The organism is Amycolatopsis sp. NPDC003731 (assembly GCF_053586895.1).
This window is the reverse complement of sequence record NZ_JBSFNC010000064.1, coordinates 1-21,182: the sequence shown is the minus strand read 5'-3', so window position 1 is coordinate 21,182 and position 21,182 is coordinate 1. Positions and strand designations below refer to the sequence as shown.

General features: G+C 72.7%; 17 protein-coding genes. 10 read left to right on the top strand and 7 right to left on the bottom strand.

Annotated features, from left to right (window positions below; genetic code table 11):
• Nucleotides 1–43 precede the first annotated feature (43 nt).
• Nucleotides 44–3,295: a BTAD domain-containing putative transcriptional regulator gene (locus ACWDN5_RS25290; RefSeq protein ID WP_449677988.1), complete on the bottom strand. Its 3,252-nt coding sequence runs from the start codon at nt 3,293–3,295 to the stop codon at nt 44–46.
• 173 nt (nt 3,296–3,468) lie between these two features.
• On the opposite strand from ACWDN5_RS25290, the gene ACWDN5_RS25285 reads away from it, so the two are divergent.
• The 4 genes from ACWDN5_RS25285 to ACWDN5_RS25270 are packed head-to-tail and all read left to right on the top strand — an operon-like array spanning nt 3,469 to nt 5,987.
• On the top strand, nt 3,469–3,723 hold the full coding sequence (locus ACWDN5_RS25285; RefSeq protein WP_449677987.1) for a WXG100 family type VII secretion target: 255 nt from the start codon (nt 3,469–3,471) through the stop codon (nt 3,721–3,723).
• Nucleotides 3,720–3,965, top strand: coding sequence for a WXG100 family type VII secretion target (locus tag ACWDN5_RS25280; RefSeq protein WP_103336999.1), 246 nt, complete (start codon nt 3,720–3,722; stop codon nt 3,963–3,965). Before ACWDN5_RS25285 ends, ACWDN5_RS25280 begins: the two co-directional genes overlap by 4 nt.
• Before the next feature lie 46 nt (nt 3,966–4,011).
• Nucleotides 4,012–4,614, top strand: coding sequence for a helix-turn-helix transcriptional regulator (locus ACWDN5_RS25275; protein ID WP_086845415.1), 603 nt, complete (start codon nt 4,012–4,014; stop codon nt 4,612–4,614).
• Nucleotides 4,615–4,661: 47 nt separating this feature from the next.
• Complete coding sequence (locus tag ACWDN5_RS25270; protein ID WP_449677986.1) at nt 4,662–5,987, top strand: amidase family protein; 1,326 nt, start codon at nt 4,662–4,664, stop codon at nt 5,985–5,987.
• Between the two features lie 615 nt (nt 5,988–6,602).
• Here ACWDN5_RS25270 and ACWDN5_RS25265 read toward each other — a convergent pair.
• The 4 genes from ACWDN5_RS25265 to ACWDN5_RS25250 form a co-directional block, all read right to left on the bottom strand.
• Nucleotides 6,603–7,805 (bottom strand): cell division protein DivIVA, encoded by a 1,203-nt coding sequence (locus ACWDN5_RS25265; RefSeq protein WP_449677985.1) that lies wholly within the window; start codon nt 7,803–7,805, stop codon nt 6,603–6,605.
• A gap of 135 nt (nt 7,806–7,940) precedes the next feature.
• Nucleotides 7,941–9,935, bottom strand: a complete 1,995-nt coding sequence (locus ACWDN5_RS25260; protein WP_310973639.1) for an SDR family oxidoreductase — start codon at nt 9,933–9,935, stop codon at nt 7,941–7,943.
• A gap of 101 nt (nt 9,936–10,036) precedes the next feature.
• Nucleotides 10,037–10,852: a class F sortase gene (locus ACWDN5_RS25255; RefSeq protein WP_449677984.1), complete on the bottom strand. Its 816-nt coding sequence runs from the start codon at nt 10,850–10,852 to the stop codon at nt 10,037–10,039.
• 4 nt (nt 10,853–10,856) lie between these two features.
• Nucleotides 10,857–12,326, bottom strand: a complete 1,470-nt coding sequence (locus ACWDN5_RS25250; protein WP_310973636.1) for an MSCRAMM family protein — start codon at nt 12,324–12,326, stop codon at nt 10,857–10,859.
• Between the two features lie 313 nt (nt 12,327–12,639).
• Here ACWDN5_RS25250 and ACWDN5_RS25245 point away from each other — a divergent pair, with 313 nt between their 5' ends.
• Together ACWDN5_RS25245 and ACWDN5_RS25240 are read left to right on the top strand one after the other, a co-directional pair.
• The gene (locus tag ACWDN5_RS25245) at nt 12,640–13,473 is read left to right on the top strand and encodes a Bax inhibitor-1/YccA family protein (protein ID WP_449677983.1); all 834 of its coding nucleotides are present in this window, start codon (nt 12,640–12,642) and stop codon (nt 13,471–13,473) included.
• 193 nt (nt 13,474–13,666) lie between these two features.
• Nucleotides 13,667–14,353, top strand: coding sequence for an LppU/SCO3897 family protein (locus tag ACWDN5_RS25240; protein ID WP_310974176.1), 687 nt, complete (start codon nt 13,667–13,669; stop codon nt 14,351–14,353).
• A 55-nt stretch (nt 14,354–14,408) separates the two neighbouring features.
• Here ACWDN5_RS25240 and ACWDN5_RS25235 read toward each other — a convergent pair whose 3' ends face one another.
• Nucleotides 14,409–15,629, bottom strand: coding sequence for an acetyl-CoA C-acetyltransferase (locus tag ACWDN5_RS25235; RefSeq protein ID WP_310973632.1), 1,221 nt, complete (start codon nt 15,627–15,629; stop codon nt 14,409–14,411).
• 116 nt (nt 15,630–15,745) lie between these two features.
• Between ACWDN5_RS25235 and ACWDN5_RS25230 the strand changes: the two genes are divergently transcribed.
• The 4 genes from ACWDN5_RS25230 (at nt 15,746) to ACWDN5_RS25215 (ending at nt 20,063) form a co-directional block, all read left to right on the top strand.
• The gene (locus ACWDN5_RS25230) at nt 15,746–16,690 is read left to right on the top strand and encodes a pentapeptide repeat-containing protein (RefSeq protein ID WP_449677982.1); all 945 of its coding nucleotides are present in this window, start codon (nt 15,746–15,748) and stop codon (nt 16,688–16,690) included.
• A 50-nt stretch (nt 16,691–16,740) separates the two neighbouring features.
• A complete protein-coding gene (locus tag ACWDN5_RS25225) occupies nt 16,741–16,899 on the top strand; it encodes a hypothetical protein (protein WP_310973629.1) in 159 nt (52 codons plus the stop codon).
• A 115-nt stretch (nt 16,900–17,014) separates the two neighbouring features.
• Nucleotides 17,015–18,385 (top strand): cystathionine beta-synthase, encoded by a 1,371-nt coding sequence (locus ACWDN5_RS25220; protein WP_310973627.1) that lies wholly within the window; start codon nt 17,015–17,017, stop codon nt 18,383–18,385.
• A 127-nt stretch (nt 18,386–18,512) separates the two neighbouring features.
• Nucleotides 18,513–20,063: a hypothetical protein gene (locus ACWDN5_RS25215; protein ID WP_449677981.1), complete on the top strand. Its 1,551-nt coding sequence runs from the start codon at nt 18,513–18,515 to the stop codon at nt 20,061–20,063.
• Nucleotide 20,064: 1 nt separating this feature from the next.
• On the opposite strand, the gene ACWDN5_RS25210 is transcribed toward ACWDN5_RS25215, so the two are convergent.
• Nucleotides 20,065–21,057, bottom strand: a complete 993-nt coding sequence (locus ACWDN5_RS25210; protein ID WP_449677980.1) for an IS481 family transposase — start codon at nt 21,055–21,057, stop codon at nt 20,065–20,067.
• Between the last annotated feature and the right edge of the window lie 125 nt (nt 21,058–21,182).

The following is a 21,182-nucleotide window of genomic DNA, read 5'->3' as shown; positions in this document are numbered from 1 at the left end:
CGGTGACCTTACCGACGTGGCAACCCCCGCGAAGGTTGCGCGTTCACTTTCCGGCGGCCGCCCGGGAGCGCACCGAAGCCGCCCGCCGGATGCCGAACGGGCCCATCCGGGCCTCCGCGCGCCGCACGTCCCACACCGCGCCCATCTCCGTGTACGCGGTCAACGCGCCGCGGAACGCCGTGCGCGCCTCGGCCAGCTCGCCCGACTCCGCCAGCAGGATCGCCGCGTCTTCGGTCGCCTTCGCGTGCTTCAGCACCCGCCCGGCCGCCCGGTAGTGCCCGGCCGCCGTCAGGACCGGGCCGGGATCGCCCGTCACCAGACCCCGGCAGTGTGCCGCCGCCGCGGCGTGCGCCGGCGGGACCTCGCCGTCCGGCTCGAGCAGGCGCACCGCCTCCTGCATCCGCTCCCGGTCGCCGAGCAGCAACGCCAGCCGGACCAGGTCCGGCAGCCACTGGTGGCGGGCCGCCGGCGGGTAGGTGTCCTCCAGCAGCGGCAGCAACGCCGTCAGCGCCGCCTCCGGCCGGCCCTCCTGCTCGGCCAGCAGCGACCGCGCGGCGAGCAGGAAGTCGCCGCCGTCCGGCTCCAGGCCCGGGGGCCACTGCTGCCGAGAGGCCGCGTCGAGGTGCGTCCTGACCTGGCCCGGCTCGCCGCGGTGGCCGGCGATCAGCGCGCCGACGCCGTGGACCAGCAACGCCGACCCCGGGCTGCGCAGCACGTACGACGCCGTCTCGGCGCCGTCGCGGATCACCGCGTCCAGCTCGGCCAGTGCCTCCCGCCAGCGGCCCAGCCAGTAGTAGTGCACCGCGCCGGCCAGGTGCATCTCGCCCGGCACCGCGCGCGTGGCGGCGATCCGGCGGGCGGCGTCGAGCGGTTCGGCGGCGTCGTCGAGGCTGTCGAGGTTCGGCACGGCCAGCGCCGCGTCGTCCAGCGGGTGCAGCCCGGCCGGGGCCAGCGCCGTCTCCTCGCCCAGTTTTTCCAGCGTGGCCAGCAGCGACTCGTGCCGCCCGCGCCACATCTCCGGGACGTCGGCGTCGTCGAGCGTCCGCTTCAGCTCGGCGGTCGCCTCGGAGAAGTCACCGCGGCGGTAGTAGACGTACGCCAGGATCCAGCGCATTTCGGCCGCGCGCCTGCTGTCGGACGTCCGCGCGACGACCGAGCGCGCTTCGGCTTCGGGCTCCCGGCCGAGCCAGAACAGCAGCCGGGCCAGGGTCGCGGTCAGCGTCTCCCGCGCGTCCGGCGGCAGCGTGCCTTGGGTGACGGCGTGGCGCAGCAGGTCCACCGCGATCCGCGGGGCCTCGGTGGCCACCGTCCCGATGTGCTCCAGGAGCCACCCGGTCACCCACGGGTCCACCTGCGCGGGCGCGGCGGCGAGCTGCTCGGCGACGCGTTCGGCGGGCGCGCCGGCGGCAGCGAAGGCCTCGGCCAGCTGCCGGTGCAGCGCGACCCGCATCGCGGCCGGCGTCTTCTCGTAGAGCACGCGGCGCACCAGCGAGTGCCGGAACGCCAGCCGGTCGCCCGATTCGACGAGCACCCCCGAGGTGATCGCCTCGTCGACCGCGCCGACCAGCGCCATCGGCGGCCGTTCGGTGGCGACCGCGATGTCGCCGGGCGAGAACTCGCGGCCCAGCAGCGCCGCCCAGCGCAGGGTGTCGCGGGTCCCGCTGGACAGGAAGCTCAGGAACTGCGTGATCCGCGCGCCCAACGGCGACGGGATCGTCTGGCACGAATTGCCGTCCAGGTGCGCGTGGACGCCGTCGAGCACGATCATCGACTGCGCGAGCAGCGTCTCGACGATTTCCCGGACGTAGCGCGGGTTCCCGGCCCCGTAGGAGACCAGCAGCTGCAGCCCGGGCCCGGGTGGCGCGCCGGCCAGCTCGGTGGCCAGCTCGTGCGCGGCGTCCTCGGTCAGCGGCGGCACCGGCAGGACGGTGATGTCATCGTTGTCAAGCAGGTCGTCCAGCGCGGCCGGCCGGGGTACCGGGCGGCACGCCCCGACGAGCAGCAGCGGCAGCTGCCGCGTCTCCCGGCTCAGGTAGCGCCAGACGCGCAGGGTGGTGTCGTCGGCCCACTGCAGGTCGTCGAGCACGAGCACGAGCGGCGCCTCCGCGCACAGCTCGCGGACGAGCTCGAGGACGTCGTCCACCGGATCCTCGCCGGGCTGTCCGGCGAGCCGCGCGGCCAGGGCGGCCCGGCGCGGGTCGGTGGCGCGCGGGTGCACGCCCAGCGCGTCGAGCAGCGGCCGCAGGGCGAACCGCTGGTCCAGCGCGTCCGCGGCGGCGAAGGCCGGGCGGAAGTCCTGGGCCGCGGCGAGGACTTCGGCGAGCAGGGCGGTCCGGCCGCTGCCCGGCTCGCCTTCCAGCCAGACCGACCGCCCCACGCCGGCCCCGAGCTCGACGACGGCTTCGTGGAGCCGGTCGAGTTCCGCCTCCCGGCCGACGAAGATCTCCGCTCGCTCCGGCAGGGCGGCGGCCGGCAGCCGCGTCACCGGCGAAACCGGCGCCGGCTTGGGTTCCGGTGCCGCCGCCGGCTTCGCCAGCAGCTCGTCGTGCAGCCGCCGCAGGGCCGGCCCCGGTTCGGTGCCCGAGGACTCGACGAGCCTTTCGCGGACGTCGGCGTAGACCGCGATCGCCTCGGTCCGCCGCCCGGCCCGGACCAGCGCGCGCATGAGCAGCCCGCGCAACGTCTCGCGGAACGGGTGCTCGCGGGTCAGCGCGGTCAGTTCGGCGACGAGTTCGGTGTGCCCGCCCGAGTCCAGGACGACCTCGGCGCGCCGCTCGATGGTCGCCAGCCGCACCTCGGTGAGCCGGGCGCGCTGCGCGGCGGCGAACGGGCCGGGCAGGCCGGACAGCGGGACGCCGTGCCAGAGCCCCAAAGCCTCGTCGAAGGCCTCGCGGGCGCCCCGGAGGTCACCGGCCGCGTGCCGGCGTTGCGCCTGCTCGCGCAGGGCTTCGAACCGGTGGACGTCGATCGCCTCGGCGTCCAGCCGCAGCGAATAGCCGGAACCGATCGACGCGAGCAGCTGCGGGCCCTCGCCCTTGGCGCGCCCCGGTTCCAGCGCGCGCCGCAGCCCGGAGACGTAGGTGTAGATGGAGCCCTGCGCGCTCTGCGGCGGCGCGTCACCCCAGACGGCGTCGATCAGCTCCTCGCGCGAAACCGTGCGGTCCGGGCGCATCGCCAGTGCGGCGAGGACCGTGCGGCGGTGCGCGGAGCCGAGGTCCAGCTCCGTTTCGCCCTGCCAGGCCTTGAGCGGGCCCAGCAGCTGGAGTCTCGGTGCGGAGCTGTCCGCGGCCGACATCGGTCTCCCTTCGTGCGTGAACGAATCGTCACGCGCCGGATGCCTGCCGTGAGCATACGCGGACGCCGTGAACCGGCAGGCAAGGATGGCGGACATTCGGGCAAGGGCACCCGGGCGGGGTTCCGCGCCGCCACGGCGTGCGCCACGCTCGGGAGCCGGAGAGGAGCCCCCGAATGGCGACAGCGCCGACCGAAGACATGCAGCGGGCCGCCGCCTGCTTCGCGGCCACCCTCGACGGCGCCCGGTCCCGCCTGCGCGACGTCAACAGCGAGATGGCGATGGTGCAGGCGTCCTGGCGCGGTGAGGCATCGGTGCGGTTCGGCCAGGCGATGAGCGACTGGGAGCAGGAGTTCGACGTGATCCTGTCGCGGCTGGCGCGGCTGCTGGAGGCGACCGGCGGCCCGATGCCGCGGCCGCGCCTGCCGTGACGCGGCTCGACTTCCGGTTCGCCGATCTGGTGCTGGACCGGATGGGCGCGATCACCGGCGAACTCGGCGAGCTGCTGGCCGACCTGGAGGCCCGGGTCGAGCCGGAGCTGGCCGGCTGGACGCCGGAGGCGCGGGAGGAGTACTGGCGCGCCAAGCGCGACTGGGCCCGCGCGGCCGGGCGGATGCCGGGGTGCCTGGAGCGGGCGCGGGCGGCTTTCGGGGAGCTTTCTTCACGGGCGTGAAGACGGAATAGGGAAGGCGTGAAGACACGCCGTCCACACTGCCCCCATGAAGCCCGTCGAAGTGAGCGTCCTCGCCTCGGACCCGATCACGCACGCCGGCGCGGTGAGCCTGCTGGACAACCATCCCGACGTCCGGCTGACCGACCTCGTGCCGGACGTGCTGCTGGTGATGGAGGACCACGTCACCGAGGCCGTCCTGGGCGAGATCCGCGCGGCCAAGGCGTCGCACGTCGTGCTGGTCGTCGAGCACTTCCGCGAAAGCGACCTGATGGCGGCGCTGGAGGCCGGCGTGGTGGCGATCCTGCCGCGCCGCGAAACGGGCGGCGCCGAGCTGGTGACGGCGGTGCTCGCGGCGGGTGACGGCACGGCCAACCTGCCGCCGCGGCTGCAGGGCGCGCTGCTCGCGCAGGTGCAGCGGATGCGCAAGGACGTCCTGGAACCGAACGGGCTCACGCTGTCCGGGCTCGCGGCCCGCGAGTGCGACGTGCTGCGGCTGGTCGCCGAGGGCTTCGGGACCGAGGAGATCGCGGCGAAGCTGTGCTACTCCGAGCGGACCGTGAAGAACGTCCTCTACGGGCTGATGACCCGCTGCGGCCTGAACAACCGTGCCCACGCCGTCGCTTACGCCTTGCGAGCCGGCGCGATCTGAGACGTTTTCTTTGCCACTGTCACCTTTCCGTGGGCTAGGGTCCGATCATGGTGCTCACGGCAGTGGAGATCGCGGCCTCCGTCCGGGCCGGGAAGCTCGATCCGGTGCAGGTCACCGAGGAGGCCCTGGAGCGGATCGCGGCGGCGGACGGCGTCGTCGGCGCCTTCCGGCGGGTGCGCGCCGAGGAGGCGCTGAAGGAAGCCGCAGAGGTCGCCGCGCGGCCGGATCTCGCGACGCTGCCGCTGGCCGGGGTGCCCGTCGCGGTCAAGGACGTCACGGAGGTGGCCGGCGAATACGCGTCGCACGGTTCGCTGGCGGGGGCGTCGGCGCGGGCGGATGCGGACGGCGTGATCGCGACGCGGCTGCGGGCGGCGGGCGCGGTGATCGTCGGGCTGACCCGGGTGCCGGAGCTGTGCATCTGGCCGATGAGCGACACCCCGGACGGCATCGCCCGCAACCCCTGGGACCCGACGTACGCGGCGGGCGGCTCATCGGGCGGCAGCGCGGCGGCGGTGGCGGCCGGGCTGGTCCCGCTGGCCCACGGTTCGGACGGCATGGGCTCGGTCCGCCTTCCGGCGGCGATGTGCGGCCTGGTGGGGCTGAAGCCGGGCGCGGACCTGCTGGCGGAGGGCGGCTGGTTCGGCATGTCCGTCCACGGCCCGCTGGCCACGACGGTCGCCGACACGGCGTTGCTGGTGTCGGTGCTGGCAGGCTCGCCTGAGCTGGCCACGGTGACTTCGCCGTCGCCGGTCCGCATCGGCATGTCGACGACGGTGCCGTTGCTGCACAGCCCGGTCCCGCGCGAGCTGGTGGCGGCGGTCTCGACGGCGGCGGGCCTGCTGGCGGCGGCGGGCCACGAGATAGCCCCGGCCGCACCCCGCTACCCGGCGACGATGGTCCTGGGCATGACGGCTCGCTGGCTGGCGGGCCCGGCAGTCCAGGCCCGCGAATTCGACGTCAAGCGGTTGCAGCGCCGGACCCGGGCCCACGTCCGCGCGGGCCGCCTGGTCGAGCGGGCGGGCCTGATCCGCCCGCGGACGCGTGATCGGTGGATGGCCCGGGCGGAGGAGTTCTTCGCGGCGCACGAGGTGCTGCTGACGCCGACGCTGTCCCACTGGCCGGTGAAGGCGGGCCGCTGGCACGAGCGAGGCTGGCTGGCGAACGTGCTGCCGTCGACGCGCTTGGCGGGCTTCACGGGCCAGTGGAACTTCGCGGGCTACCCGGCGATCACGGTCCCGATGGGCAGGTCGGTGGTGTCGGGCCTGCCGACGTCGGTCCAGCTGGTGGCCCGCCCGGGCGGGGAGTCCCTGCTGCTGGGCTTGGCGGCCCAGCTGGAGACGGCGAACCCCTGGGCCCGGACGGCGCGCAACTGAGAGCCCGCAGCTGTGCACAACTGAACGCGCGCTGCCCGCGGGCGCCCGGAATTGTCGGTGGTCGCCGGTAGCGTGGAAACCGGGGGCTGCTCAGACCCGGAAAGCGCCGAGGCCGCCACGAACGAAAGGCCGCCTCGAACGATCGAGGCGGCCTGCCGCGGCCAGGCGGCCTTTGCGCGGCCAGGGCGGCGGTGGTGGCTCAGTTGCCGGGCTTGCTGCCCGTCGGCGGGAGCGGCTTGGCGCCGTTGCCGTTCGAGCCGTTGCCGTTCGCGGGCTTGGTGGCCGGGCCGTTCGAGTTGGCCGGCTTCGGGGCCGCAGCGGGCTTCGCGGCCGCCGCAGGCCTGGTTGCCGCGGCGGGCTTGGTTGCCGCGGCGGGCTTGGTTGCCGCGGCGGGCTTGGTTGCAGCAGCGGGCTTGGTTGCCGCGGCGGGCTTGGGTGCCGCAGCGGGCTTGGTTGCCGCGGGGGGCTTGGGTGCCGCAGCTGGCTTGGTTGCCGCAGGGGGCTCCGGGGCGGCCGACGCAGCCCGGAAAGCGCAAAGGCCGCCTCGAATGCTCCGAGGCGGCCTTGCCGAGGCCAGGCCGCCTCCGATGCTCGAGGCGGCCTTCGGCGGGTGACTCAGTTGCCCGGCTTGCTCCCACTCGGCGAAAGCGGCTTGGCGCCGTTCCCGTTCGAGCCGTTGCCGTTCGCGGGCTTGGTCGCCGGGCCGTTCGAGTTGGCCGGCTTCGGGGCCGCAGCAGGCTTGGGCGCCGCAGCAGGCTTGGGCGCCGCAGCAGGCTTGGGCGCCGCCGCGGGCTTCGGCGCCGGCTTCGGGGCCGCCGACTTCGGGATCGACGGCTGCACCACCGGGACGACCGGCGCCGCCGGCGTGGTCGCCGACTCCGCGTCCCCGCCGACCAGCTTCGACGCCTGGGGGATCACCGCCTCCTCCGGCAGCGTGGCCAGCTGCGTCTCGCTCCGGTTGAGGATGTCCTCCGCCATCGCCAGGCTCTTGCGCGCCTGCTCGCGGATCTCCGCCAGCCGCTCGACCTTGCGGTTGGCCGCCGTCGTGCGCTGGGCCGCCTGGGTGGTCGCCTCGTCGAGCCGGCGCTTGGCCTCCGCGGTCGCCTCGTCCAGACGCCGCTTCGCCTCCGCCGTCGCCTCCGCGATCCGGCGCTCCGCCTGGTTCTTGCTCGCCGTGCGCTGGTCCGCGATGTGCTTCTCCAGCGTGGCCTTCTGGGCCGCCTGGGACGCCTCGAACTCGCGCTCGAGCTTCCGGCGCTTCCGCTCCGCCTCGTTGTCCAGCAGCTCCCGGCGCTGGGCCGCCTCGATCGTCAGCCGCTGAACCTCGGCGCGCGTCTCCGCCAGCGCGTTCTCGTGCTCGGAGTGCAGCAGGTCGGCCTGCTTGTCCAGCTCCGCCACCAGCTTCGAGTACCGCTCACGCAGCTTCGTCGACGCCTCCGTCGAGGACGCCCACGTCTTCTCCGCGGCGACCTCGGCGCGCTTGATGATCTCGTCCGCGCGCGCCTGGGCGAGCGTCACCGTGCGCTGCATCCGCTCGTCGAGGTCCTCGAGCCGCTCCGGCGGCTTCTTCAGCTCCTCGATGCGCGCTTCCAGCGCCGCGACCTGCTGCCGCACCGTTTCGGCCTCGCGGGTCGCGGCGGCGGCCTGTGCCGCGGCGGCGTCGCGTTCGCTGAGCACCCGGCGCAGCTGGGCTTCGACGTGATCGAGGTACTGCCGGACCTCGTTGCGGTCGAAGCCGTGCCAAGCCTGCGTGTACTCACGACGGAGGGGGAGGAGGCCGTTGAGGGCGGTTGCGGCGGGGTCGCGCTCAGGAACCATGGGCCCGACCGTACCCGGGCACCCGCCGCCTCCGCCTTCCGGCTTCACGAATCACCAACACGTGTCGCCGTGTCGCCGGAATGGCCTCACCCCGGGAACGCAGAGTGAGACCACCGTGCTGACCAGCCGGACCGACTACCAGTGGAAGCCGCGCGAGAGCCGGGCCAGCGCCATCGCCGCGCGCGAGAGGTGTTTCTCGCCACGCCCGATCTTGAGTTCGCCCGAACCGCCCGCCGCGGCCGAATCCGGGAAGATCCGGAAACCCTGGTACGCGACGGCGTCGGTGAGGCCCGGCGTGAGCGTGTACGCCAGCCCGATCGCCTGTCCCGCCGGGGTGCCGATGTGCTTGGGCCGCTCGACGAGCGCCTTCATCACCATGTCCGCGGCCTGCTCCGGCGACTTCGTCGGGAACGCGTCGTAGATCTTCGTCGGCCGGATCATCGGCGTCCGCACCAGCGGCATGTGGATGGTGGTGAACGTGATGCCGTCGCCGTGCGTCTCGGTCGCCGCGATCCGCGAGAAGTAGTCCAGCGCCGCCTTCGAGGCCGCGTACGCCGAGAAGCGCGGCGCGATGCCCTGGACGCCGATCGACGACACGTTCACGATGTGCCCGAACTTCCGCTCCGACATGTGCGGCAGCACCGCGAGGATCAGCCGCACCGCGCCGAAGTAGTTGATGGCCATCGCGCGCTCGTAGTCGTGCATCCGGTCGTAGGACAGCTTGATCGACCGGCGGATCGACCGGCCGGCGTTGTTCACCAGCATGTCGATCCGGCCGTGCTCGGCCAGCATCGCGTCGACGGCCTTGCGCACCGAGTCCTCGTCGGTCAGGTCGGCCGGGTACACCGACGCCGTGCCGCCGGCGGCGACGATCTCGTCGCGGACCTCTTCCAGCTCGTGCTGGCGGCGCGCGACGAGCAGCGGCACGCCACCCGCGGCCGCCACCTTCAGCGCCGTCGCCCGCCCGATGCCCGAGGACGCGCCGGTGATGATCACGCGCCGGCCGTCGAGCTCGCCGCGCGGGCCGTGCTTGCGCGCGCGGAACGGGTCGAGGTGCTCGCGCCAGTAGCGCCACAGCGTCGGCGCGTACTCCTCCAGCCGCGGGACCTCGACCGTGCCGGCCAGCGCCTTGCGCGTCTCGGCCGAGGAGAACACCGACGGGAACGCCATCGTGTCCAGCAGCACCGGCGGGATGCCGAAGCGCTCCATGACGGCGTCGCGCGCGATGGTGACGCCGGGGATGTGCTCGGTCAGCTTGACCAGCCCGACGATCCGCTTGGAGAGGCCTTCACCCAGCTGCACGGTGATCGTCGGCGCGCCCGCGGCCCGCGCGAAGGCGTTGTACACCGAGACGACCGGCTGCGGCTCGGGGTTGACCAGGTGGAAGGCGTGGCCGTCGAGGCCCGGCTTGACCACCAGCTCCAGCAGCGCCTTGGCGACGTAGTCGACCGGCACGATGTTCGTGTCGCCGAGGTCGGGGCCGACGACCGGCAGCACGTCGGGCAGCCCGGCGAGCCGGTTGATCGCGGGGAAGAGGTAGTACGGGCCGTCGATCTTGTCCATCTCGCCGGTCTCGGAGTGCCCGACGACCACGGCCGGCCGGTACACCCGCCAGGGCACCTGGTCCTGCTCGCGGACGATCTTCTCGGCTTCGAACTTGGTCCGGTGGTACGGCGTGACGAGGCGCTGCCCGGCGTCGAACATCTCCTCGGTGAACACGCCTTCGTGGTCGCCCGCGACGGCCACCGACGACACGTGGTGCAGGCAGCCCGCGCGCAGGTCCGCGGCGAGGTCGACGACGGCCCGCGTACCGTCCACATTGGCCTTGATGCTGGCTTCGTCGTCGGCGGTGAGGTCGTAGAGCGCGGCGAGGTGGACGATGTGGTCGACGCTCCCGCGCAGCTGCTCGCGGTCCGCTTCGGACACTCCGAGCAGCGGCTCGCCGAGGTCACCGGTGACGAGCGTGACGCGGTCGGAGTGCGGCCACTGGTCGACCAGCGCGGCCAGCTTGGCCCGCGAGGACGCGCGCACCACGAGGGCGACGCGGTCGTCGTCGGGGCGGGACAGCAGCAGCCGGGTGAAGTGACGCCCGATCAGTCCGGTCGCGCCGGTCACCAAGAACGTCGCCATGGTCTTCACACCTCTCGCTCCGCAGCCCTGACCCTGGGCATTCTGCTGCATGGCGAGGCCCGCGACCACCGTTTCGAAACGTGATGTTACCCACGAGTAACTTAGCTGGGCTCCGCGATGACGACGCGGTTCTCCTCGTAGCCGTCCGAGCCGCCGACCCAGCGGCCGCCGCACGTCACCAGCACCACGCGGTGCGGGCCGGACTGGCCGAACAGGTAGTCGGCGCGGGCCGGCAGGTCGCTCTTGTGCACCGTGACCAGCTGCGCGATCCGGTACCGCCAGGTCTGACCCGCACTGTCCACAATGGTCACCTCGGCGCCGACCTGCGCGGTCCACAGCTCGGCGAACGGCCCGGTCGCGCCCCGCCAGTTCACGTGGCCGGCGAACACGCTCGCCCCGCCCGCGGCGTCGAGTGACGCGCCCCACCACGTGGCCTGGCCGAGGTCGGTGGGCACCGGCAGCTCGCCGCCCGGGCCGAGGTCCTTGCGCACGAGCGTCGCCGTCCCGCCGGCGGGCAGCCGGACGGTGCCCCGCGGCTGCGGTGGCGGGGACGGCGGCGGCGCGGCCGGCGACGGCGTCCCCGCGGCGGGCGCGGCCGGAGCCGGGGACGAGGTGGCCGCCGGGGATGGGGACGGCACCGCGGCCGCGGCTCCCGCCGCCCCCGCGGCGGGCAGCGCCGTACCGGACACGACGGCCACCCGCGGCACGGTGACCACGGAGGAGCCGAACTGGACCGCCAGCACGGTCGCCGCGCCGAGGGCGAAGCCGGTCAGCAGCCGGCCCCGGCCGGGTTTGCGCGCGGGCGGCTCCGGGGGCCCGCCGGGCGGCTCGTCATCGCCGGCCGCCCAGCCGATACCCCGGTGCCATTCCTCGACGAACCAGTCTTCGGCCCGCCAGTCGCCGCCGTGCTCCGCCACGCCGTTACCGCCGGGAGGCCCGCCGCGCGGCGACGCCGATCAGCCCGCCCGCCAGCAGCACGAGCAGGCCGAGCCCGGCCAGGCCCGGCACGGAGTAGCTCGTCTCGACGACCCCCTGCGCCCGCGCGACCGGCTGGTCGCCGGCCGGGATCGCGCGCGGGACCTCGTTCGGCTTGTTCGTCACGGTCAGGGCGAGCGTCTCGCCCGGCTTGACGGTGCCGCACGCCGACGGCGGGTTCTTCGGGTCGAAGGCGTTCGTGTAGCCCGGCGGCGGGCTCGCCTCGACGACGCAGATCTCCTGCGGGGCGCGCAGGTTCTCGACCGTCACGCCGCCGGTCTTGCCGTCGGTGGTGACGACCGCGGGCTTGCCGTCGGCTCCGGTGAGCGGCTTGCCGTCCTGCCCGATGGCCGCCGACGTCTTGTCCTTGCCGGTGATCCGCAGGACGGCGCCGCCGACGCCCTGGCCCGTGTTCGCGTCCGTCTTGGTCACCTGGACCGTGCCGGGCTTGGCGACGTCGACCACGCCCTGTGCGGTCAGTTCCTTCTCGCCGCCGGTGGAGACCACCCGCTGCACCTTGGTGTCGACCGGCACCCGCACGTACGGCCGGTCGGCCGGGGCGGACAGCGCGGCCACGAGCCTCGGCTGGTCGCCGGTCGGGGTCAGCTTCACCGTCACGGTGCCGTCGGCGCCCGTCTTGAGCGTGACGTCCTTCGCGGCAGCCTGCGGGCTCGAGTTCCCGGCCGCGGCGTCCGCCTTCCCGCCGTCCTCACTGTCGAGGGTGGCGGCGGTCGCCGTCAGCTTCACCGGGACGTCCGGGACGCCCTTGTCCTTGGCGTTCTTCACCGTGACCGTCCACTCGGCGGCCTCGCCGGGGTGCTGGTCGCCCTTCGGCGTGGTCACCGAAGCCGTCCACGGCCCGCGGTTGGCCTCGGCGTCCGTCTTCAGCCGGTCGACGGCCGCCTTGGCGTCCGCGGGCAGGAGGTCGAGGTGGTACTTCGCGTCGTAGCCGATCTTGTCGTAGCCGAGCGACGGGTCCAGGTCGGCCGCCGTGCGCGGGGCGGCGGTCCACGAGTGCAGCAGGTGGGCGAGCGCGGCGGCTTCGGCGGGCTTCTTCGTGTCGCCGTAGCGCAGCAGCAGGTAGGAGATGTTCGCCGCCTGGTCGGCGGGCAGCTTCGTGCCCCACTTCGTGAGCAGCTCGTCGCCCGGCTTGTACTGCTCGTCGGTGTCGGGCGCCTTGAGCTGGAAGCTCACGCAGAAGACCTGCGCCCCGCCGACGACGTACGAGCCGAGCCAGTTGCGGCTGGGCCGCGGGGTCATGTCCTGGCCCGGCTTGACCTCGTAGCCGATGCCCTCCTGGCTCGCGGCCGAGGCGGCGGGCGCGCCGGCGGTCACGGAAAGCGTGCCGAGCAGGGCCGCGGCGACGAGCCCGGTGAGCGCGCGAGCACCCGCGCGCGGGCGTGTTGACCACCCCATGTGTCAATGCTCCTTCGTTGGACGCGCGGCAGCGCCCGGCGTCTCTGCAGGTCACACGACTGATCAAAACCCCGACACGCGTTCGGTGAACGTCCGAGCACGCGAGGTGAGCGTTGCGCCAAGGGGCGAAACTGTGTACCGCTCTTCGGGTGGCTGTCGGCGAACGGTCGTGATGTCCGTCGCTTACCGTGTCGTCCGAGGCAGGCGGCCTGCCGTCGAGTAAAGTCGTCTTTACTCGACGGGAACCCCGCGCCCGCGGCGGTCGTTGAACCCGATGCAGCGATGATCCAAGCAGCAGATCCAGGAGGATCAGGTGCGTTCCAGTAGCAACCCGGCGTTCCGCAACCTGCCCGGCGGCGGAACCCAGACTTACGGGCAGTACGGGCCCCCCGTGGGCTTCAACCAACCCCAGGGCGGCGTGCCCGGGTACGGCCCCGGCCAGGCCGCCTCCGGCGAGGGCGACCGGCCGATGACCGTCGACGACGTCGTCGTCAAGACGGGCATGTCCCTCGGCGTCGCGCTGCTCGTCGGGGTGATCACCGGGATCTGGGCGCAGGTCCAGATCGCCGAGACCGGCCGCCTGTCGGGCGCGCTCATCGGCGCGATGCTCGGCGGCTTGATCGTCGGGCTCGTCATTTCGCTGGTGATCATCTTCCGCCAGAAGCCGAGCGGCGCGCTGACGCTGACGTACTCCGCGGCCGAAGGCCTGTTCCTCGGTGCGCTGAGCGGCGTCTTCGAGGCGATCTACCCCGGTATCGCGCTGCAGGCGATCATCGGTACCGCGGGTGTGTTCATCGGCATGCTGGTCGTCTACAAGACCGGCGCGGTCAAGGTCACGCCGAAGCTGACCAAGTGGATCGTCGGCGCCGTCGTCGGTGTCGCCATCCTGATGCTGTTCAACCTGATCAGCTCGCTGGCGTTCGGCTTCAACCCGCTGCGCGACGGCGGCCCGCTGGCCATCGTGTTCAGCCTCGTCTGCATCGGCATCGCGGCCTTCAGCTTCCTGCTCGACTTCGACCAGGCGGACCGGATGATCCGCGAAGGCATGCCCTCGAAGTGGGCCTGGTACACCGCGTTCGGCCTGATGACGACGCTGGTCTGGCTGTACCTCGAGATCCTGCGGTTGCTCTCGTACTTCCGCGAGTAACCTGGCTCACAGTTCCGCAGTGAAGGCGCTCCGTAACCGGCGGGGCGCCTTTTCTGTGGGTAATTAGTGCAAATAGGGACCCCGCTGCGGACTCCGCTCACCCTGCGTGTTTGATAACCCGGTCGGTTCTCATTTCACATGTGTGAGGTTCACAGTGAGCGTTCCCCCTCCGGCCCCCGGGGGCCAGCAGCCGGTGGGTCAGCCCGATCCCTACGGACCGCCTCCCGGCGGCCAGCCGCAGCAGCCGTACGGCCAGCCCGGCCAGTACGGACAGCCGCAGGGCCAGCCGGGCCAGTTCGGCCCGCCGCCCGGCCAGTTCCCGCCCGGCGGCCAGCCCGGCTTCCCGCCCGCGCCGCCGAAGCGCTCGAAGGCGCCACGGCTGATCCTGGGCGGCATCGGCGCCATCGTGGTGGTCGCGATCGTGATCATCGGGATCGTCTCGTTCATGAAGTCCCCGGCCACCTCGAACGCCGGTGACTGCCTCACCATCACCGAGTTCACCCAGGGCGGCGACGACCCGGCGAAGGCCGACTGCAACGACCCGAAGGCGAACGTCAAGATCGCCAAGAAGCTGGAGAGCTCCTCCGAGAACTGCCCCGGCGGCTCGGACGCGGGCTACGACACCTACTCGGTCAGCGGCCGCAGCTCCTACAAGCTGTGCCTGATGATCAACGCGAAGCAGGGCGACTGCCTGGCGAACTTCACGTCCCAGACCAAGGGCTACCTGAAGGTCCCGTGCACCGACCCGACCAAGGACGGCGAGCTCGTCAAGGTCGTGACGGGCCAGGCGGACAAGAGCGTCTGCGAGGGCACCGACGCCACGCGCGTCGCGGTCTACCCGGAGCCGGCGACGACGATGTGCGTGAAGACGAACGAATAACACTGGTTCGGCAAACGGCCCCCGCTCGCGTCGAGCGGGGGCCTTTCGCGTCGAGTCAGGAAAGGCGCTCGATGATCAGCGCCATGCCCTGGCCGCCGCCGACGCACATCGTCTCGAGGCCGAACTGCTTGTCGTGGTGCTGCAGGGAGTTGATCAGCGTCGAGGTGATCCGGGCGCCGGTCATGCCGAACGGGTGGCCGACCGCGATCGCGCCGCCGTTGACGTTCAGCCGGTCCAGCTCGATGCCCAGGTCCTGGTAGGACGGGATGACCTGCGCCGCGAACGCCTCGTTGATCTCGACCAGGTCGATGTCGCCGATCGACAGCCCCGCGCGCGAGAGCGCCTGCTTGGACGCCTCGACCGGGCCGTAGCCCATGATCTCCGGCGAAAGCCCGGTGACCCCGGTGGAGACGATCCGCGCCAGCGGCGTCAGGCCCAGTTCGCGCGCCTTCGTGTCGGACATGACGACCAGCGCCGCCGCGCCGTCGTTGAGCGCGCAGCAGTTGCCCGCCGTGACCCGGCCGTCCGGGCGGAACACCGGCTTCAGGCCGGAGACGCCTTCCAGGGTGACACCGGCGCGCGGGCCGTCGTCCTTCGAGACGACCGTGCCGTCCGGCAGCGTCACCGGGGTGATGTCCTTGGCCCAGAAGCCGTCCGCGATGGCCTTCTCGGCCAGGTTCTGCGAGCGGACGCCGAACTCGTCCATCTCCTCGCGCGTGACGCCCTTCAGCCGGGCCAGGTTCTCCGCGGTCTGGCCCATCGCGATGTAGACGTCCGGGACGTTGCCCTCGGTGCGCGGGTCGGTCCAGGTGTCGGTGCCGGACTCGGCGGTCGCCTTGGTGCGTGCTTCGGCGTCGGCGAACAGCGGGTTGTGGGTGTCGGGCCACGAGTCCGAGCTGCCCTTGCCGAACCGCGACACGGTCTCGACGCCGGCCGAGATGAAGACGTCGCCCTCGCCGGCCTTGATCGCGTGGAAGGCCATCCGGGTGGTCTGCAGGCTGGAGGAGCAGTACCGGGTGATCGTGCAGCCGGGCAGGTGGTCGTAGCCCAGTTCGACGGCGACCGCGCGGCCCATGTTGAACCCGGACTCGCCGCCCGGCAGGCCGCAGCCCAGCATCAGGTCGTCGATGTCGGCCGGGTCGAGCTGGGGCACCTTGGCCAGCGCCGCCGTGACCATCTGGGCGGTCAGGTCGTCGGGCCGCATGCCGACCAGCGAGCCCTTGTTGGCCCGCCCGATGGGCGAGCGTGCGGTGGAGACGATGACGGCTTCAGGCATGACGTGACACATCCTCGTATCGCGAGCTAAGCAGTTGCTCACCATACTGCCGGGTACGGCGCCCGGGAGAAAGCCGGAGCGACTGTGAGGTTGCCCGGTCTGCCAGGATCAGCCGGGTGGGAAACCAGCTCGAGCGGGTGCTGCGGACCAGGACGATCGTGCTGTGGAGCGCCGGTCTGCTGACCGTTGCCGCGCTCGCCGCCACCCTGCTGCTGACGCTGCTGGGCGGTGGCCGCCCGGAGGACTCGGCCCGGCTCGACGCGCTGAAGACCGCCGCCAACATCGTCGTCGGCACCGGGGGTGCCGCGGCCCTGCTGCTCGCCGCGCGGCGGCAGCGGTCGGCCGAGCTGGAGCTGGTGCAGAAGGACCACGACGCCACCGAGCGCCGGATCACCGAGATGTACGGCAAGGCCGCCGACCAGCTCGGCAGCGACAAGGCGCCGGTGCGGCTGGCCGGGCTGTACGCGCTCGAACGGCTCGCCGCCGGCCACCCGGAGCACCGGCAGACGATCGTCAACGTCTTCTGCGCCTACCTCCGGATGCCTCACGACCCCGGCAAGGACGCCGAGGAGCTGCAGGTCCGCAAGGCCGCGCAGCGCATCCTCATGCTGCACCTGCGGCCCGGCCGGGCCGAGCAGCCGAGCGGCGACTTCTGGCCGGACACCGACCTCGACTTCTCCGGGGCCGAGCTGGTCGGGCTGACCCTCACGCACTGCTCGATCCGTTCGATCGTCTGCTACGAAACGAAGTTTCTCGGACTGGCCTCGTTCCGCGGGACCGAATTCCGCACCAAGGCCGACTTCAACAAAGCCGAGTTCGCCGATCGCGTCGATTTCCGCGGAACCGTTTTCGGTGGCGAACGCGAAAGTTTCAACGGCGCCGTTTTCGCAGGTCCGGCCGATTTCGGGACGAAGTCCGCCGCCCGGCTCGCCGGTGCGCGCGCGAAGCCGGGTTTTCCGCGAACCTGGCCCCCGGGCTGGGAAGAACGGCCGATCGCCGGTCAGGCCGGCCAGGTGGAATTGACACGAAAGGACGAACCGGGGCAACCGGCGGCCCGATAGGATCGTCCCGCTCGTGAAGGCTCGCCATTCCGCTGGGAGGTGAACTGGCGATGATGATGGTCCAGAACGCCTTCTGGACGTCCCTGTCCCTTCGGACCGGCTGCCCGGCCATCGACGCCGGGCGGAACCTCCGGGACGGGATGACGGCTCAGCGTGTGACGGCCCTCGGGCCGGTACCGGCGCGGACGAGCGGCTTGGTGGCCGCCTAGGTCCCCGCCGGGCGGCCCGACCCCGCGCTCGCGGCCCGGCATCGCCGACGCGCACCCGGAGCCCGCCCCGCGCTGGGTGGACAGCGCCATGGGGACGCCGTTTAGGCTGGCGGTCGTGGAGTACGCAGAGCACATCGCAGACCTCGTGGGCAACACCCCGCTGGTCAAGCTGAACTCGTTGACCAAGGGGCTCAAGCCGCTCGTGCTGGCCAAGGTCGAGTACCTGAACCCGGGTGGCTCGGTCAAGGACCGCATCGCGCTGCGCATGATCGAGGCCGCCGAAGCATCCGGCGAGCTGCGCCCGGGCGGCACGATCGTGGAGCCGACGTCCGGCAACACCGGCGTCGGGCTGGCCATGGTCGCCCAGCGCAAGGGCTACCGGTGCGTGTTCGTCTGCCCGGACAAGGTCAGCGAAGACAAGCGCAACGTGCTCAAGGCGTACGGCGCCCGCGTCGTGGTGTGCCCGACGGCGGTGCCGCCCGAGCACCCGGACTCCTACTACAACGTCTCCGACCGCCTGGTCCGCGAGATCGACGGCGCCTGGAAGCCCAACCAGTACGCCAACCCGCAGAACCCGGAGAGCCACTACCACTCGACCGGCCCGGAGCTGTGGGCGCAGACCGAAGGCCGGATCACCCACTTCGTCGCGGGTGTCGGCACCGGCGGCACGATCTCCGGCACCGGCAAGTACCTCAAGGAGGTCAGCGACGGCGCCGTGCAGGTGGTCGGCGCCGACCCGGAGGGCTCGGTCTACTCCGGCGGCAGCGGCCGCCCGTACCTCGTCGAAGGCGTCGGCGAGGACTTCTGGCCGGACACCTACGACCGGGACATCGCCGACGAGATCATCCCGGTCTCCGACGCCGACTCCTTCCAGGTCACCCGGCGCCTCGCACTGGAGGAGGGCCTGCTGGTCGGCGGCTCCTGCGGGATGGCCGTCGCCGCCGCGCTGAAGCTCGCCGAGCGGCTCACCGAGGACGACGTCGTGGTCGTGCTGCTGCCCGACGGCGGCCGCGGCTACCTGACGAAGGTGTTCAACGACACGTGGATGTCCTCCTACGGCTTCCTGCCGCCGGACTCCTCGGGCGCGACGGTCGCCGACGTGCTCACGAAGAAGAGCGGCTCGCTGCCCGATCTGGTGCACTCTCACCCGAAGGAGACCGTCGCCGAGGCGATCGCGATCCTCTCCGAATTCGGCGTGAGCCAGATGCCCGTCGTCAGCGCGGAGCCGCCGGTGATGGCGGCCGAGGTCGTCGGCGCCGTCAACGAGCGTGACCTGCTCGACGCGCTGTTCACCGGCAAGGCGCAGCTGGCCGACCGGCTCGAGCAGCACATGTCCCCGCCGCTGCCGACGATCGGTGGCAGCGAGCAGGTGGGCGCGGCGATGACCGCGCTCCAGGGGGCCGACGGCGCGCTCGTGCTGGTCGACGGCAAGCCGGCCGGCGTCGTCACCCGGCACGACCTCCTGGGCTTCCTGGCCGGTCGCTGACCGCGTCCGAAGGGAGCCTTTATCGGCGGACCCGGCAGGGGCGTTACGAGCGCCCCGCCGGGCGATCCGATAGCGTGGGCGCGAGTAGAACACTTTCGCGTCCTCGTCAAGGGGGTTCAAGACCCACATGAGTGCACCGCAGCCACCGAACCAGCCGTGGGGTGGCGGCCAGCCGCCTCAGGGCCCGCCGAGTGGCCCCCAGCCGCAGCAGGACCCGTTCGGCAGCCCGGAACCGACCCAGGTCGTCCAGCCCGCCCAGCCTCAGGGCGGTTCCCCGTTCGGGGAGACGCCGGAGCCGACCCAGGTGGTCCAGCCGGGCCGGCCGGGTGACGGCGGGGCGGGCGCGACCCAGGCCATGCCGCCGGTCGACGCGAACGCGACCCAGATGGTGAACCCGGTCGGCGGCGGCGACGCCCCGGTCGCGGACTCGACGCAGCTGGTGCCCCCGGGCTCCCAGCCGCCGCCGGCGATCCCGTACACCCCGCCGCCGAGCGCGGCCGACAACCCGGCCGCGGCCTTCGGCCAGCAGCCCGGTGGGTACGGCCAGCAGCCGGGCTTCGGGCAGCCGGGCCAGCAGGGCGGGTTCGGCCAGCAGCCAGGCTTCGGCCAGCCGCCGCAGGGGTTCGGTGCCCCCGGTTTCGGTGGCCAGCAGCCCGGCTTCGGCGGGCCGCAGCAGCCGTTCGGCGCGCCGGCCGCGGGCGGCAACGCCCTCTTCGGCTACATCGCCGGTGGCGTCGTCGCCCTGCTGGGCCTGATCGCGCTCATCATCTCGTTCAACTACATGGGCGACGCGAGCGACTACTCCACGATCGTCGGCAGCACGGACTCGGACATCATCCAGAAGGCGCTCGACGCCGCCGGGCTGATCGGCCCGGGGCTGGTCTGGTTCTACGTGATCATGATCCTGCTGGGTTCGCTGATCTCCCTCGCCGGCGGTGTCGGGCTGGCGCTCGCGGGCCGGCTGGGCGGCATCCGGAAGTTCGTCCCGATCGCGGTCGTCGCGGGTGGTGCGCTCCTCGCGGTGTTCGCTCTGCTGCTCAAGATCGGGATGACCCCGAACAGCGACTTCGTCGGCGGGGCGTCCGGCCGGGACACCTTCGGCATCGGGCTGCCCCCGCTGATCCTGGGCGTGCTCATCCTCATCGTGGGCGTGCTCGGGCTCATCCCGGCGACGCAGCAGTTCGTCGGCCTCGGTGCCGGCGGTGCCACGCCGGGCGGCCCGCAGGGCTTCGGCGGACCGCCGCCGGGCTTCGGTGGCCCGCAGCAGCCGGGCTTCGGCCAGCCGGGGCAGCCCGGTCAGCCGGGCGGGTTCGGGCAGCCCGGTGGCTACGGCGAGCCGGGTCAGCCCGGCGGGTTCGGGCAGCCCGGTGGTTACGGGCAGCCGGGCCAGCCCGGGCAGCCGGGTCAGCCGGGTTACGGCCAGCCGGGTGGCTACGGCCAGCCGGGCGGGCCCAACCCGTCCAGCGGCGGGTTCCCGCAGCCGTCGAGCGGGGGCTTCCCGCAGCCGGGTCAGCCGGGCGGGTACGGCCAGCCCGGTGGGTACGGCCAGCCGGGTCAGCCCGGGCAGCCGGGTCAGCCTGGTCAGCCGCCGCAGGGCTGGGGCCAGCCGCCGGGGCAGCAGGGCCCGCCGAGCGGCGGGTTCGGCCAGCCCGGCCAGCCCCCGCAGCAGCAGTGGTGAGCTAGCTGTGATGTCCAGGGAGGTTGGTCAGCCGGGTGACCGGCGGCTTGCCGCCGGTTGAGCTGTGGGGTCGATGGTGATTGTAGAAGTGCAGCCACCCCGGCAGCGCCGCCCGCCGCAGTGTCTCCGTCGGGTAGAAGCAGGCGTAGGCCCACCCGTCGGCCAGCGTCCGGTGGAACCGTTCTATCTTGCCATTGGTCTGCGGCCGGTAAGGCCGGGTCCGTTTCGGGATGATCCCCAGCTCGGCGCACGTGTCCCGCCAAGCATGGGAGCGGTAGGCCGAGCCGTTGTCCGATAACACGCGCTCGACGGTGACGCCCAGGTCGGCGAACCAGGACACCGCCCGGCGCAGGACCGCCGTGGCGGTGGCGGCGGTTTCGTCGGCGTGGATCTCGGCGTAGGCGACGCGGGAATGATCGTCGATGACCGTGTGCACGAACGCGGTCCCGGTGCGGGGCTTGTAGTCCGCGCCGCGGGCCAGGCCGGGGGTGGCGCGTTTGTTGATCTCGCCCTGTTGCCGGCCGACGTAGCGGTGGCCGCCGCCGTCGGGGATGTTGCCGAACTTGGTGACATCGACGTGGATCAGCGAGCCGGGGTGGTCGTGTTCGTAGCGGCGCAGCGGTTCGCCGGTGACCCGGTCGATACGGGACAGGCGGTTGATCCGGCAGCGCACCAGCACCGCGTGCACCGTGGAGGCGGGCAGGCCGAGCCGGCCGCCGATCTGGACCGGGCCCAGCCTGTGCCGCCAGCGCAGCCGCACGATCGCCCGGACCACCTGCCTGGGGGTGCGGGTCGGGCTGCGGTGTGGGCGTGAGCTGCGGTCAGCCATCCCCGCCGCGCCCTCGAGCCGGTAGCGCTGCGCCCATTTCGCGGCCGTTTTGGCGGCGACCATGAACATCTTCGCCGCTTCGGCGCAGGTCCAGCCCTGCTCGACGATCAGGCGGGCCAGCCGTAGCCGGGTGCGTGGGGTCAGGGTGGCGTTAGGGTGGGACACGAAGGCCTCCGGAGGCGTGATGTGGTTCCTCGACAGCTCCACTTCACAACCGGAGGCCTTCACCTGTCAGCACGACAGGCCGCTCCTGGTCACCTCGACTCGGGACAACGTCCCTGGACATCACA

What these genes read in the sequence shown, in the direction of transcription:
- ACWDN5_RS25290 (WP_449677988.1), bottom strand. Translation starts at nt 3,295, where the DNA reads ATGTCGGCCGCGGACAGCTCCGCACCGAGACTCCAGCTGCTGGGCCCG.
- ACWDN5_RS25285 (WP_449677987.1), top strand. Translation starts at nt 3,469, where the DNA reads ATGGCGACAGCGCCGACCGAAGACATGCAGCGGGCCGCCGCCTGCTTC.
- ACWDN5_RS25275 (WP_086845415.1), top strand. Translation starts at nt 4,012, where the DNA reads ATGAAGCCCGTCGAAGTGAGCGTCCTCGCCTCGGACCCGATCACGCAC.
- ACWDN5_RS25270 (WP_449677986.1), top strand. Translation starts at nt 4,662, where the DNA reads ATGGTGCTCACGGCAGTGGAGATCGCGGCCTCCGTCCGGGCCGGGAAG.
- ACWDN5_RS25265 (WP_449677985.1), bottom strand. Translation starts at nt 7,805, where the DNA reads ATGGTTCCTGAGCGCGACCCCGCCGCAACCGCCCTCAACGGCCTCCTC.
- ACWDN5_RS25260 (WP_310973639.1), bottom strand. Translation starts at nt 9,935, where the DNA reads ATGGCGACGTTCTTGGTGACCGGCGCGACCGGACTGATCGGGCGTCAC.
- ACWDN5_RS25250 (WP_310973636.1), bottom strand. Translation starts at nt 12,326, where the DNA reads ATGGGGTGGTCAACACGCCCGCGCGCGGGTGCTCGCGCGCTCACCGGG.
- ACWDN5_RS25235 (WP_310973632.1), bottom strand. Translation starts at nt 15,629, where the DNA reads ATGCCTGAAGCCGTCATCGTCTCCACCGCACGCTCGCCCATCGGGCGG.
- ACWDN5_RS25225 (WP_310973629.1), top strand. Translation starts at nt 16,741, where the DNA reads ATGATGATGGTCCAGAACGCCTTCTGGACGTCCCTGTCCCTTCGGACC.
- ACWDN5_RS25215 (WP_449677981.1), top strand. Translation starts at nt 18,513, where the DNA reads ATGAGTGCACCGCAGCCACCGAACCAGCCGTGGGGTGGCGGCCAGCCG.